Annotated in this window: 13 protein-coding genes; 7 read left to right on the top strand and 6 right to left on the bottom strand. The window is 29.1% G+C overall.

What is annotated here, in order from left to right; genetic code table 11:
• The first annotated feature begins 9 nt into the window (after positions 1–9).
• From WAO74_RS07310 to WAO74_RS07330, 5 genes are read left to right on the top strand one after another with little or no spacing between them, the layout of a single operon-like run.
• On the top strand, positions 10–594 hold the full coding sequence (locus WAO74_RS07310) for a hypothetical protein (RefSeq protein ID WP_422160814.1): 585 nt from the start codon (positions 10–12) through the stop codon (positions 592–594).
• A 1-nt stretch (position 595) separates the two neighbouring features.
• Entirely contained in the window at positions 596–1390 is a 795-nt protein-coding gene (locus WAO74_RS07315) for a phosphatidate cytidylyltransferase (protein WP_422160815.1), read from the top strand.
• Between the two features lie 2 nt (positions 1391–1392).
• Positions 1393–2049: a phosphatidylserine decarboxylase family protein gene (locus WAO74_RS07320; protein ID WP_422160817.1), complete on the top strand. Its 657-nt coding sequence runs from the start codon at positions 1393–1395 to the stop codon at positions 2047–2049.
• Positions 2024–2314, top strand: coding sequence for an acyl-CoA-binding protein (locus tag WAO74_RS07325; RefSeq protein ID WP_422160819.1), 291 nt, complete (start codon positions 2024–2026; stop codon positions 2312–2314). Before WAO74_RS07320 ends, WAO74_RS07325 begins: the two co-directional genes overlap by 26 nt.
• A 33-nt stretch (positions 2315–2347) precedes the next feature.
• Complete coding sequence (locus tag WAO74_RS07330) at positions 2348–2992, top strand: YceI family protein (protein ID WP_422160821.1); 645 nt, start codon at positions 2348–2350, stop codon at positions 2990–2992.
• 30 nt (positions 2993–3022) lie between these two features.
• Here WAO74_RS07330 and WAO74_RS07335 read toward each other — a convergent pair whose 3' ends face one another.
• Positions 3023–3901 carry a TIGR01777 family oxidoreductase gene (locus tag WAO74_RS07335; RefSeq protein WP_422160823.1) on the bottom strand — a complete coding sequence of 293 codons (879 nt, stop codon included), beginning with the start codon at positions 3899–3901 and terminating at the stop codon, positions 3023–3025.
• Positions 3902–3963: 62 nt separating this feature from the next.
• Positions 3964–6588 carry a zinc-dependent metalloprotease gene (locus tag WAO74_RS07340; RefSeq protein WP_422160824.1) on the bottom strand — a complete coding sequence of 875 codons (2625 nt, stop codon included), beginning with the start codon at positions 6586–6588 and terminating at the stop codon, positions 3964–3966.
• 193 nt (positions 6589–6781) lie between these two features.
• Here WAO74_RS07340 and WAO74_RS07345 point away from each other — a divergent pair, with 193 nt between their 5' ends.
• Positions 6782–7903: a vWA domain-containing protein gene (locus WAO74_RS07345; RefSeq protein WP_422160826.1), complete on the top strand. Its 1122-nt coding sequence runs from the start codon at positions 6782–6784 to the stop codon at positions 7901–7903.
• Positions 7904–8074: 171 nt separating this feature from the next.
• Positions 8075–9541: a sigma 54-interacting transcriptional regulator gene (locus WAO74_RS07350; RefSeq protein ID WP_422160828.1), complete on the top strand. Its 1467-nt coding sequence runs from the start codon at positions 8075–8077 to the stop codon at positions 9539–9541.
• Positions 9542–9824: 283 nt separating this feature from the next.
• On the opposite strand, the gene WAO74_RS07355 is transcribed toward WAO74_RS07350, so the two are convergent.
• From WAO74_RS07355 to WAO74_RS07370, 4 genes are all read right to left on the bottom strand, one after another.
• Positions 9825–10436, bottom strand: coding sequence for a hypothetical protein (locus WAO74_RS07355; RefSeq protein ID WP_422160830.1), 612 nt, complete (start codon positions 10434–10436; stop codon positions 9825–9827).
• 127 nt (positions 10437–10563) lie between these two features.
• Positions 10564–11340: a M23 family metallopeptidase gene (locus tag WAO74_RS07360; RefSeq protein WP_422160832.1), complete on the bottom strand. Its 777-nt coding sequence runs from the start codon at positions 11338–11340 to the stop codon at positions 10564–10566.
• A 24-nt stretch (positions 11341–11364) separates the two neighbouring features.
• Positions 11365–12690, bottom strand: coding sequence for a M28 family peptidase (locus tag WAO74_RS07365; protein WP_422160834.1), 1326 nt, complete (start codon positions 12688–12690; stop codon positions 11365–11367).
• A gap of 5 nt (positions 12691–12695) precedes the next feature.
• On the bottom strand, positions 12696–14024 hold the full coding sequence (locus WAO74_RS07370; protein WP_422160836.1) for a hypothetical protein: 1329 nt from the start codon (positions 14022–14024) through the stop codon (positions 12696–12698).
• Positions 14025–14034 lie beyond the last annotated feature (10 nt).

The raw sequence follows: 14034 nt of genomic DNA on the forward strand, positions 1-14034 counted from the left end.
TTTTTTAGAATGAATATTTTTAGAAAGCTTTTTAATATCCCAATAAAAGAAGATATTGAGATTAAGAAACAAGAAGTGAAATTATCTCTTGATGATCTTTTTGTGCATAATTTTGTGAATAAGGGAGGCAAGTTTCTTTATTGTACAAAAAAGCAAGAAGTTGTAGAGAATCTCCAAAAGGTTTTACTAGAAAATAATTGGCATCAAATACATTTATTAGAGAAACAATTGTCTTTATTTTTAAATAAAAAAAGCATTCAAGTTTTAGAAAAACATACATTAATGTCTCCTGTTTTTACTACTTGTGAGCATTTAATAGCAGATAAAGGCGATATTTTGTTTTCATCCAATCAACTGGGTAGCGTTAAATTGAATGGTTATTCTGAAAATTTTATTGTATTTGCTACTACAAGTCAGTTAGTTAAAGATACTGGCCAAGGTTTAACTGGCATAAAACTAAACAATTCTGGAAGTTTACCAACCAATATTTCTTCTATAAAAAATTATAGCATTAATAAAAACGATGATAATTTTTTAAACTATGGTAACAGTAATTCAAAAAACTTATATTTGTTGCTATTAGAAGATTTATAATATGCGCCACCTTTTAAAAAGGAGTTTTTCCGGTATTGTTTTTGTTTTATTATTTATATCTGCAATCCTTTTTTCTAAAGAGTCTTATGTAATTTTAACTGCTTTATTTGGATTTTTATGCATTTGGGAATTTTCTAAGATGATTCAATTAAAAAGTTTTGTAACCTATATATTTTTTGGAACGCTACTTTTTTTGATGTTAAAAAAACAAGAAAGTTACGCGACTACAGGTATTTTAATGATTACCATTTTATCATCTTTAAGCTTAATTTATCAACTATTAGCAAAGAAAGAGATAACATTTTCTAATGATAGAGCTAAATTAGGGGTAACAATTAGATATGTTATTTTCTCTATTACTTTTTTAATTTTACTCCCTTTTCATCAAAACGAATTCCATCCAAATTTAATTATAAGCATTTTATCTATTATTTGGGTAAATGATTCTTTTGCCTTTTTAGTGGGTAAAAATTTAGGCGTACATAAATTATTTTCTTCTGTATCTCCTAAAAAAACGGTGGAAGGTTTTTTTGGAGGTCTTGTATTTTCTCTTTTAGCAGCTATGTTTATTAGTAAATTTAATTCGAATTTCACAATGTTAAATTGGCTTATAATTGGCGTAATTGTTTCATCTATAGGTACTTTAGGTGATTTGGTTGAGTCTAAATTTAAAAGACAAGCCAATATTAAAGATAGTGGTAATTTAATGCCAGGACATGGAGGTATTTTAGATAGGTTAGATAGTTTGCTGTTTGTTACGCCATTTGTATATTTGTATATTAACTTTATTATTTAAAAATGATTCGTTTTCACAAAGAAGGATATAAAATTATTGTTATTACTTTTATTATAGCAATTGCATTTGTTTTGCTTGCAGATAATTTTGTAAATATATTTTGGGTTCAAAAAAGTATTCAAGTGCTTGCTATATTTTTTGTAATTATTGTTTTGCAGTTTTTCAGAAATCCAAAAAGGTTAACAGTTTTAGATGAGAACACAATTATTGCTCCTGTAGATGGTAAAGTTGTGGTTATAGAAGAGGTAGAAGAACCAGAGTATTTTAAAGATAAAAGACTACAAGTATCAATTTTTATGTCACCAATTAATGTGCATGTTACAAGATATGCCATGAGTGGAATTATAAAATATAGTAAATATCATCCAGGAAAATACTTAGTTGCATGGCATCCAAAAGCATCAACAGAAAATGAAAGAACCACAGTTGTTATTGAAAACAAATCGATTGGTGAAGTTTTGTACAGACAAATAGCAGGTGCACTTGCTAAAAGAATTGTTAACTATGCTCATATAGATGACAAGGTCATACAAGGAACAGATGCTGGTTTTATTAAGTTTGGTTCGAGAGTAGATTTATATTTACCATTAGGAACTAGTATTAAAGTAAATTTAGGAGATAAAGTTAAAGGTGGTGTCCAAGTTATCGCAAAAAAATAAAGAGAAGCCTAAAGATTTAAATGAGGAATTTGAAATTATTTTCAATGAAATTTCTAAATTTAAAAATGCTATTGCTCCAGATATTATGCTAAAACTATATGCTTATTATAAACAAGCTAGTTTTGGCAACAACTTTTCTTTTAATAGCGATTTAGATGTAAGAAGTGCCTTTAAATTTAATGCATGGATACAATTAAATGGTATGTCTGCAGAAGATGCTAAAAAAGAATACATTGAGTTGGCAAAAAGTATACTTAAGAAATAAGTCTGAATAAGTAAATATTATTAAATTTTAAAAATGAAAAACATGAAAAGAACAAATATTATTTCTTTTTTGATTCTAGCTATCGCTTTTAATTTTTTAGCATGTAAATCTGAAACTAAAAAAGAGGAATCTAAAGAGGTTGCAACATCTGAAATTAAAAAATCCACAGCACCATTTTCAGTTTTAAATGCAAATAATGAAATTAATTTCACAGCCTATAAAACTACAGAAAAAGTTGCAGTTGGAGGACAGTTTAAAAAAATTGATATCATTTCTGGTGGAGAAGGAAATAGTGTAAAAGAGGCAATTAATAATATTAACTTTTCAATTCCTGTAAGTAGTTTAGCTACCAAAGATGCTAGTAGAGATTATAAAATTAAGAAGTTTTTCTTCGGAATTATGGACAATACCAAATTACTTTCTGGTAATTTGATTTTGAATGATGATGCGAATGGAACTGCAAAAATTACTATGAATGGTGAAACAAAGGATGTACCTTTTACATATACTATTAACGATAAGACTTTTAATATGCAAGCCACTATAGATATTAATACTTGGAATGCAAGTGCAGCATTAGCATCTTTAAATAAAGTTTGTGAAGACTTGCACAAAGGCGCAGATGGTGTTTCTAAAACTTGGAGTGAAGTAGGGTTAAATATTACCACTACATTTTAATAGTTTATGAAAGAAAATGAAATCGGATATTTAGAATAAATTTTCTAAAGCCATTTTTAAGGTTGGAAATTGAAATTTAAAATTTATTTTTTTGATTTTCTCTGACGAAATTCGGCTACCCTCAAGTAAAATTTTAGACATATCACCAAACACTAATTTTAAAGCAAAGCTTGGAGCAGCTATAGCTAAAAAAGGATTCCCTACACTTTCTGCTAATATTTTAGAAAATGTTTTGCTAGTTTGATGTTCTGGTGCTACAGCATTATAAATTCCAATTAATTTTCCTTCAATAGCTTTTACGTACATTTCACATAAGTCATCCATATGAATCCAAGGCATATATTGGTTTCCTGAACCTAAAGGAGTTATCACTGGAAGTTTCATTTTTTCTAATGCGCCACCTTTTTTAGACAATACAATGCCTGTTCTTAAAATACTTACAGGAATATTTAATGTTTTAAATTGATGAGCAGCATCTTCCCATTTTTCACAAACTTCACCTAAAAAATCTTTACCAACTTTATCAGTTTCTGTAAAAATTTTATCAGAAGTTATTGCTCCATAATAGCCAATTCCAGAAGCAGATACAAACCCTTTTAATTTTACTTTATGTTCTTTAACTTTTTCAAAAAGTAAGTTAGCAGTATCAACTCTACTTTCAATAATTATTTTTTTTCTTTCTTGTGTCCAACGTTCATCTGCAATTCCTGCACCTGCTAAATGAATAATATGAGTTATATTCTCAAAAGCTTTCTTATCAATATAATTTTTAGAAATATCCCATTTGTATTCGTTTTTATTTTTAGGTTTTCTGCTAAGAATTAAAACATCATGTTTTTTTTCTAATAGCATTTCTGTTAGTCTAGAACCAACCAAACCTGTACCACCTGTAATTAATATTTTTGCCATGTATCAAAAATAAAAAAACCGCAATTAAAAAATTGCGGTTTTAAGTTAAATATTTTAAAGAATTATTTTATTTCTTTCATGGCATTTGTAATTAAAGTATTCAAATGATTTTTGTGAGCTTTTGTAGCTAAATCTCCTGAATTATTACTTACCCAAGTTTTAATATTTTTTAAATTATAAATTGCCATAGACTTAGAAGCAACAGAAAACCTTCCATTTGCTCTTCCTGTTAGCATTTCAATTAATTGTTTCGTATATACAGCTTGTAAATTCTGACGGAAAGAATTTATACTGCCATAAACATCTGGCTTAAACATCATATCATTTAAGTCTGTCATAAATGCAGATAACTTGTAATCATTTCCATATAACTCTGAGTTAGACAATCTTTGCAACGTATTTGGATGCATAATATGTGCCAAAACTCTTGTTTGATAGCTTAAAACTTGCTCATGAATTTTTGGATCTTCTGGCCCTCCAAAGAAATTATATCCTCTTCTTTGACTTGCTAAGTAATTGTAAACCTCTTTTGGAGTGCTAAAAGCATCTGGAGCAAAAATGTATTTCTTTAAAGCAGCCATGGCTCTTTTTTGATCTTCTAAACTTACAGGAGTGTAAGGTTGTGTTCCTCCTTCTTGACCAAAGGTAGATCTATCAACATAAACACCTCCAATAAACCTCGAAACAACACCTCCTGCAATTGCAGATTGACTATGTAATGTGTAGTAAGCTCTTCTTAAATCTTCATAGGTTTCTCCTTTTTTAGTAAACTGAGTTTTTAAGTTTTTCATCATATTATTTACCAATTCAAAACGATTGATGGAATAGGTAATTTGATCATTTGATAAATCTCCAATCATTACTCTTGGGTCGATTGCTTTTCCAGGTGAACGCATATCATCAGCATCATTTCCAAAAATTAATTCTGGCTCTGTAGATCTTTCTAATAAAACATTTCTTTCTGTTTCGCTTTTAAATGGCATATAACCAAACTGAATAGCCCAAACATCATAGGGTCCAACAGCCATATCATAGTATTGTCCTTGTTTTGTTCTATCATTAGTAATATTAATTCCAGCATAATCCATAACAGAACCTGTTAGTGCTTTTCCTTTGATAAAATCTGCATCTGCTAATTGAGCTGGAGAAAATAATTGAGAAGCTTTCATATTATGGTTTAACCCTAATGTATGCCCAACTTCGTGCATAATTAAAGATTTCATTCCTTCTTTTTTAATTGCTTCCATATCCATATCAGAGGCACCAGAAGCTTCTAAAACAGCAGTTCCTAATTGAAGATTTTCGTGCATTATATGACCAGCAGAACAATACAATAAATTATTTTTCTCTAAATACTTTTTAATTTCTAATTCTTCAGAAGTTTCTAAATACATATTTGCAGCTGCTTTGTTGTATAGTTTGTCTGCAAAAACTCTGTTTGTAAAATGTACAAACTCTAACATAATATCAGCTCCTAAAATTTCACCAGTCCTTGGATTTACAAAACTTGGTCCATAACCACCAAAAGGAGGATTAGGAGAAGATGTCCAACGTAAAACATTGTATCTAACATCACCTGCATCCCAAGTTGCATCATCTGGTTGCACTTTTACCACCATTGCATTATTAAATCCTGCTTTTTCAAAAGCTTCATTCCAAGCTAAAACACCTTCTTTTATAGTTTCTCTCCATTCTAAAGGCGTTGTATTTTCTATCCACCAAGTAATTGGAGTTACTGGCTCTGAAAATGTAGCTTCTGGGTTTTTCTTTACCAATCTCCATCTGTGAATCATATCTCTATAATTTACAGTTTCTGTGGTAGTCATATCATTTGTTTCGGTTAAAAAATAACCAACTCTTGCATCATCCATTCTTGGTTCATAACCATCTTCTGGCATATTCATAAAGGTATGAAATACTTTTATAGACACATTTCTACCATCAGTTACAGCTTCAGAACCTCCATTTAAAACATTGGGATTACTATAAACATATTCTGTTTTTATATTTGTGTTTTCTGGATAGTTTTTGATTTCGTTGATTTTAGATTTAGCTTTATCGAAATTACCTAAACTAAATGCAAAAGGAGATTGTCCAGGAAATCTTGGGCCTTTAATTCTTGTAAAAGTTTCTGATAAAAATAATCCATTAGCGTCTATTAAGTGTTCGCCTGTTTTATCATCAGAAGCAAGAATTTTACCACTTGCAAGAACTGCATCACTTATATTCGCTTCAGCAGATTTTGAAAGTGCGCTTTTTTTATCAAAATAAAAAGATGTGTTTGGTGCTAAAAACTCTAATCTGTTAAAATATTTTGTCACATGAAATACTGAATTACCTCTAAAAGAACCTCTAAAAGCACCTGCTTCAGTTACTCCATCTGCAATTTGAGAAAAGTAAATAAAGTCTTTATTTAGTTGATCTTCTTTTACCAATAACTTAACATCGCCAGTTATTGTGTCTTGGAAAATTGTAAATAAACCTTCTATTTTTTTGCTGCTTTTGGTTAATTCAGCAATTGTTTTTTCTGCCTTTTTTGGTGCTGGTTTTGCAACAGGCATTTCTTTTTTATTTTTCTTATCCTTTTTGTCTTTCTTTTGAGCATTTATTTCAGAAACGCCTAAGATTGAAAAAGTTAGAAAAAGCGAACAAAAGATTTTTAGTGTTCTTGAGTGTAAATTTTTCATAAAAATTGAGTTGAGTTTAATTAGTTTTACAATTTAGTTTTATTGTCTTAAAAAACTGTTAATTAAATTATAAAATTGACTTGATTTTTTTATTGAACAAGGTTGATTAAAAATAAATTCCATTGATATTCAAATATGTCAAACCTATGTTAATTTTTATTTTCTTTGAGGGGAATGCTGTATTTTTATAGTGATGAAAAAAAACAAAAAAAGAAGCGGATTTGTCTTTAAAACGTATGAGGCAAATGAGCAATCACCTTTCGAAAAACTCTTCGAGATTTTCAAGGAACTCATTACCCATACTTCTGGCGATTTTGATGAAGCCATAGATTGGTTGCGTTCTTTAGATAAAGAATATAAATTGACTGATGAAAATTATACGATTGATGATTTTATTGAAGACTTAAAAAAGAAAGGCTACATCAGAGAAGAAATAAAAGCAGATGGAACAGGAGGTACAGCAATCACCTCTAAAACAGAAAGAGCAATTCGTCAGAAAGCTTTAAATCAGATTTTTGGAAAAATAAAAAGAAGTGGCTCAGGAAATCATAAAAGTAAATCACCAGGAATAGGAGATGAGCATACAGGAGATTTTAGAGCGTATCAATTTGGTGATGCATTAGATAAAGTTTCTGTAACTGAAAGTATTAGAAATGCACAAGTAAATAACGGAATTGATAATTTTAGTTTAACAGAAAACGATTTGGTAGTTGAGGAAACACTTCACAAAAGTCAAATGAGTACTGTTTTAATGATAGACATTAGCCATTCTATGATATTGTATGGTGAAGATAGAATTACACCTGCCAAAAAGGTAGCAATGGCTTTGGCAGAATTAATTACCACTCGTTATCCAAAAGATACCTTAGATATTATTGTTTTTGGAAATGATTCATGGGCCATAGAAATTAAAGATTTACCTTACTTACAAGTAGGGCCTTATCACACAAATACAGTTGCTGGTTTGCAATTGGCTATGGATTTATTGCGAAGAAAACGGAACACCAATAAACAAATTTTTATGATTACTGATGGAAAGCCAAGCTGTTTGCGTTTACCTGATGGACAATACTATAAAAATAGTAATGGTTTAGATAAGTACATTGTAAATAAGTGTTATGCAATGGCACAACAAGCTCGAAAATTACACATTCCTATTACCACTTTTATGATTGCTCAAGATCCTTATCTGATGCAATTTGTAAGAGCATTTACCCAAGCAAATCAAGGAAAAGCCTTTTATACTGGCTTAAAAGGTTTAGGAGAAATGATTTTTGAAGATTACGAAACGAACAGGAAAAAGAGAATTAGGTAAAAGCCCATCTGCCCAAAAGGGCATCTTCCCAAAGGGAAGAATTTAGCAAGTTTAAAAACAAGAAAATGTAACTTTCTAATTTTGGAATTTTAGATAAATAAGTATTAACACACAAAGAAACACAACAGTTTCCTTTCCTTTGGAAAGGATTAAGGATAGGAATATAGGCTTATGAATATAATTAAGATAAATACATTAGGAGAATTAGTAAAATCAGGATACAAATCAAAATCAATTAAAGATGAATTGAGAGAAAATTTGATTGTTAAAATGATGAGTAAAGAAACTGTTTTTAAAGGAATTCACGGTTATGAAAACACGGTAATTCCTGAATTAGAAAGAGCGATTTTAAGCAGACACAATATTAATTTATTAGGTTTAAGAGGACAAGCAAAAACGCGTTTGGCAAGATTGATGGTGAATTTGTTGGACGAATATATTCCTGTTGTGGAAGGTTCAGAAATTAATGATGATCCTTTAAACCCAATTTCAAGATTTGCTAAAGAAATCATCAAAGAAAAAGGTGATGATACTCCCATTTTTTGGTTGTATAGAGAAGAACGTTTTGCAGAAAAATTAGCAACTCCAGATGTTACTGTTGCAGATATTATTGGAGATGTAGACCCAATAAAAGCAGCCAATTTAAAATTGAGTTATGCAGATGATAGAGTTATACATTATGGAATGATTCCAAGAGCAAATAGATGCATTTTTGTAATTAACGAATTACCAGATTTACAAGCAAGAATTCAAGTAGCTTTATTTAATATTTTACAAGAAGGTGATATTCAAATTCGTGGTTTTAAAATGCGTTTGAATTTAGATATGCAATTTATTTTTACTGCAAATCCAGAAGATTATACAAATAGAGGAAGTATAGTTACACCTTTAAAAGATAGAATAGGTTCACAAATTTTAACACATTATCCAGAAGATATAGAAACTGCGAAAGCTATAACTCAGCAAGAAACTAGCAAAGCAAGTGCACAAAAAGAGTTTATTCAAGTACCAGAATTGGCAAAAGATTTGTTAGAGCAAATTGTTTTTGAAGCTAGAGAAAGCGAATTTATTGATGCTAAAAGTGGCGTAAGTGCACGTTTAAGTATTACAGCCTTTGAGAATTTATTAAGCACAGCAGAAAGAAGAGCTTTACTTTCTGGTGATGAAAAGACGATGATTCGTTTGAATGATTTCGATGGAATTATACCTGCAATTACAGGAAAAGTAGAATTGGTATATGAAGGTGAGCAAGAAGGAGCTCAAGTGGTTGCAGAAAATTTAATTAAAAATGCCATTAAAACATTATTTCCAACTTATTTTCCAGAGATTAAAAAATTAGAAAAGCAAACTGCAGAAACACCTTATGATGATATTATTTCTTGGTTTTTTAATGCAGATGAAGATTTTGAATTGTTAGATGAACATACAGAAGAAGAATATAAAAAGGAGTTAGATAAAGTGAAACCTTTGGATACTTTTCTTAAAAAACACCAACCAAATATGAACAAAGCAGACGCTTATTTTGTAAAGGAATTTTTGCTTTGGGGTTTGGTTGAATTTAAAAAATTAAGTAAATATCGTTTTGCAGAAGGCACGCAATTTAAAGATCCTTATGGTAGTTTTATAAGTGGATTATAATTGATTATCAATTTTAAAAGAGACTTAATATTAGCTACACAAAGAGGCTTTCTAAAAAGTATTAATTTTTGTCATTTCGACTGTAATGTAGAAATCTTATTTATTGAAAATCAAATATGTAGATTTTTTGACTTCGCTCAAAATGACAGCTAAATTAACTTTTCGGACAGCCTCTTTTTTTATTGTTATTTTATAAAAATACTATTTAAAAAAGAAAATTGGCACCTTAAAACTTAAGGTGCCAATTTTAATTCAACTTAAAATAATTAATTCAAAAACAATTTTAAAAGTTAATAGCTAATAAATTCAAACTATTTAGTAGTGTTTTGTCTATTTCTGTCTTTAAAGTTTTATTCAAATATGTGTAAATATCTTTACCTAATTGAATCTCAATAGTAGGATTTAAAGCATAATCTAATATTAATTTATTCTCTAAATACAATGTGTAGTTTCTGTATGAATCTATATTTCTATCTCCATAGGTTAAAGCTTCATTCGATTTTATATAGTTAACAAGTTCTTCTTTCATTTTTTTGATAATAACTTTTTGAATGAATTCTTCTTTCATTTTAGTGTTGAAGTTATTATCCTGTCCTTTTTTTAAACCATTTGAGTTAAATATGTTTTGTTCAGATGTTTCTATTAATTCTGAAAAAAGATTTTTACTAGAATTGCTGAATGAAAATTTTCCTTCAGAATTTTTTTTAAAACTACGAGGCTCTAAATCTAGAATATCAGTAAAAATTTTTAAATTTTGGTTTTTAGTTTTAAAGTGATTCTCTTCAATATTACTTTCGAAAAGAGCTTCTTTTAAACGGTTTGTTTCATTTATGTCATTCTGAGAATGAGATAACAAGAAAGAAAAAAATAACCCGATAGATAGTAAATTTTTCATAATAGATAGTTTTATACTCAAATATAGTAGTAATACTATTAAAAAAAAGATATAAACTATTGATTTATCTTATTGCGAAATAATTTTAAATGATGCAGAATAACGAATCAAAAGGTTATAAACTCAATTAGTTATTGATTGCGTATCTCCCTTTTTTATATTTTTTGGAGGGTATAGAATCTAAAATAATAGGAATTGATATTAGGCCGTTTTTAGTAGGTTTATAGACAGCAAAATGTAAGTGAGGTTCTGTACTTTGGCCTGTATTTCCAGAATATCCAATTTTTTGTCCTTTTAAAACAGAATCTCCCTTTTCTACAATAACTCCGTCTTTTTTTAAATGTACATATTGTGAAAATGTGTCATCTTTATGGGCAATCACAATATAATTACCATCGCTTTTATATTTTTCACTTCTACCTCCTTTATTAGAATCTTCTTTTACAGAAACAACAATGCCATCTCTTATTGAACAAATGGTTTCTCCAATTCTCATTTTAAAGTCAATGGCGTATCTAGAAAAATCACCTTTATGTGTAAATTTCGAATTTTGACCTTGTAAAACTTTAAAGCGCTTTCCTTTTAAAAATGGCAAACTGTAATTGTATAAAGTGTCATATTTTACAATACTAGAAAGACCATAATATAAAGTGAATTTATAGTTTTCTAAAATTTGTAAACTATCTATTTCATTTTTATGAAATCCTAAAACTGTTAAAGTATTCGGTTTTACAAAATCAATATAGTTTTCTTTTTGTGTTTTTAAATTTTTAATTTTTAAAAAAGATTTTCCTAAAACAGGATTTTTAGCAATTACCAAAATGGAATCACCTTTGAAATCAAAAGTAATGTAACTTGGTTTTGTCTTTACTTGACTTTTACCACAAGAAATGAAAAATAACAATATTATAAATAAAAAATAACGCAATTATCTCATAATTTTATTCGGAAAAACCACCATACTTTCATGCCCATTTTCGCCAACAGCTGCAACTCCAAAAAAGAAATTATCAATAACAATTCCCTCTAAAGTAAATTCTGTACTTTCAACATATCTGGAATGATCCCAAGTTGGAGACGTTGTGTCTCTCCAGTAAATTTTATAACCTTTTGCACCCTCTACTTCAGACCATTTTAATTTTACAGAAGCTTCTACAATTCCACCAATTGAAACTTCTTCTGGTGAAGCTGGAGCCCAAGCTAAACTGGCTAAATTAATCGCATTTACAGCCGTTAATTTTTTTGCATAAGGGAAATTTACATGCTCGAAAGTATCACCATAATTAATGCCATTTTCGGTTCTAATATCTTGATGTTGTTGTGTGTAATTTTCATGTGCTTCCATAATTCTAATACCTGCAAAACCTAAATCGTTGAAAGGTCTGTGATGTCCTCCTCTGCCAAATCTATCCAATCTGTAAATCATCATTGGATTCATTTCTGGCATATATGTTTTTGTGGTTTTGTGAACATATCTTGCCAATTGTCTAGAAATTCCATCCACTTCTCCACCATAAAAACGTCGCAAAGTTCTTTGTCTTTCTGTTTCATTTGCAGGTACAGGTTCTGAAAAAATTCGAAATGCTCTATTATCAATTACACCATCAACACCTGTAATGTTTCCAATCATATCATTATTTAAAATTCCTATAATATCCCAGCCTTTATCTTGTGCATATTTTGCCAAACCTGCTCCACCAAAAAGTCCTTGTTCTTCACCAGATAAACCTACGTAAATAATACTGCTTTCAAATCTGTATTTGCTTAAAACTCTTGCAGCTTCTATAGTTCCAGCCATCCCTGATGCGTTATCATTAGCACCTGGAGCATCTTTGGTAAAGTTAGAACCATCACTATTTCTTGAGTCTATATCACCACTCATAATAATGTATCTGTTAGGATATTTTGTGCCTTTTTGTATGGCAACTACATTTACAACATAGGCATCATGAGGCACTCTATTACTCATTTCTTTTGTTACTAAATCTTTCTGATAAAAAACATTTAAGCAGTTTTCACAATTATTAGAAATTTTATCAAATTCAGATTTTATCCATCTTCTTGCTGCTCCAATTCCACGTGTTTCTGAAATCGTATCAGAAAAAGTATTTCTTGTACCAAATTCGGTTAAGGTTTTTACATCCGCTTTAATTCTATCTGCAGACACAGCATCTACAATTTCATAAATTTTTTGATCTGTTTGTCCAATAATAATTGTTGAGAATAATAATAATGCGAAGGTGAGTTTTTTCATGGGTTTTATTTGTTAAATTTCCAAAATGGGATTGTTACTAATACTGTGTTTAATGTATCTTTTCTTATGATTTTTTTTCTTAAAACTTTTAAAATATGTTTGCCTTTTGGTAAAGTATCGATATCTAAAAAAGTTTCAAAACCAAATTTTTTGAAATTATTTGTGGTTGCTATAAAGTCTGATGCGTATTTTTTATTATCTATATAAATACTATGAATATCATTTAAAGTATGATAATATTCTTTTCTAAGGCTATCATTTCTCTGATATTTATAGGAAGAACTAAAAGAGAAATTTTCAGATTTTAAACCTCTTTGGTCTTCTTCTGGTTTTAGGCCTTCATTAAATTCGAAAATTCTATCTTCTAGATTGTTACCATAAATTAAAAAAAGCTTTAAATAATTATCTGTGATTACTTTAGAGGGAATGGATGCAAATCTTATAAAATCGTTTTCTTTTAAAATTTGATCCTCATAATTATTGGCATTTGCATAATATTTGCTAGATGAACTCTCTTTGTTGATGTAATTAGATTTCTGATAGTTAAAAGTTGAAAAAATAATAATACCTACATAAACAGGAATTAAAATTAGACTTAATCTTTTTCCAAATTTATTGTCTAAAAAATTGTAAACCAGAGGTCTGTATAAAAATGACAAGGTAATTACACTAAATATTTTGTAAAATGGAAAATAGATTTTTGTCATCCATTTTTTCTTTTTTAACAACCCTTGACTTATAAAATCAATAAAAGTTAGCAAAGAACCGAATACAATAAATAGTATTAAACCAATCCCAACAGCTACCGAGATTTTTTCCCAAACTCCATTTAAATTTGTATCCAAAAAGGTAAAAATGGTTAAAAGAATGGTAATTAAACACAGCAAACATGCAAAAAAGTAAAAAATAAATAGAAAAGAAACTGCAAACAGAATACTACAATAGTTTTCTAGAGTAGCAATGTATTTATCAAAAGAGCCTATTTTTTTCTTTAAAAAGTTTGTAAACTTATCATTGTACTTTAACTCCTCATAATCAATATCTCCAGAAACATATCTTAAGCCCAAAGATCCAATCCACAACCCTCTTAAAATAACATGAACTAATAAGTTAGAAATTAAAATCCAACAAGAAACTTTTGCTGCATACCAAATTATGGTGGGTACTAAATTATTATCATTTTGTGCAATATCATAATTAACCTGAATGGGTTCTGTAGCAGAAAATAATCCGAAAATAGCAAAACCAGAAATTAGCAATTCTAACTGCCAACTTTCTTGCTGCAGTTTGTCTAATAATTTTTTAAATTTTAAATTTTGAAAATCTTGTGGCATCTTTTAATTA

Origin of the sequence: Polaribacter sp. (genome assembly GCF_049276715.1) — a bacterium.
GTDB lineage: Bacteria > Bacteroidota > Bacteroidia > Flavobacteriales > Flavobacteriaceae > Polaribacter.

Bases quoted from the DNA above. Each gene is read 5' to 3' on its own strand.
- WAO74_RS07350 (WP_422160828.1), top strand. From the start codon at position 8,075: ATGAATATAATTAAGATAAATACATTAGGAGAATTAGTAAAATCAGGA.
- WAO74_RS07345 (WP_422160826.1), top strand. From the start codon at position 6,782: ATGAAAAAAAACAAAAAAAGAAGCGGATTTGTCTTTAAAACGTATGAG.
- WAO74_RS07320 (WP_422160817.1), top strand. From the start codon at position 1,393: ATGATTCGTTTTCACAAAGAAGGATATAAAATTATTGTTATTACTTTT.
- WAO74_RS07315 (WP_422160815.1), top strand. From the start codon at position 596: ATGCGCCACCTTTTAAAAAGGAGTTTTTCCGGTATTGTTTTTGTTTTA.
- WAO74_RS07340 (WP_422160824.1), bottom strand. From the start codon at position 6,588: ATGAAAAATTTACACTCAAGAACACTAAAAATCTTTTGTTCGCTTTTT.
- WAO74_RS07355 (WP_422160830.1), bottom strand. From the start codon at position 10,436: ATGAAAAATTTACTATCTATCGGGTTATTTTTTTCTTTCTTGTTATCT.
- WAO74_RS07330 (WP_422160821.1), top strand. From the start codon at position 2,348: ATGAAAAACATGAAAAGAACAAATATTATTTCTTTTTTGATTCTAGCT.
- WAO74_RS07310 (WP_422160814.1), top strand. From the start codon at position 10: ATGAATATTTTTAGAAAGCTTTTTAATATCCCAATAAAAGAAGATATT.
- WAO74_RS07365 (WP_422160834.1), bottom strand. From the start codon at position 12,690: ATGAAAAAACTCACCTTCGCATTATTATTATTCTCAACAATTATTATT.
- WAO74_RS07370 (WP_422160836.1), bottom strand. From the start codon at position 14,024: ATGCCACAAGATTTTCAAAATTTAAAATTTAAAAAATTATTAGACAAA.
- WAO74_RS07335 (WP_422160823.1), bottom strand. From the start codon at position 3,901: ATGGCAAAAATATTAATTACAGGTGGTACAGGTTTGGTTGGTTCTAGA.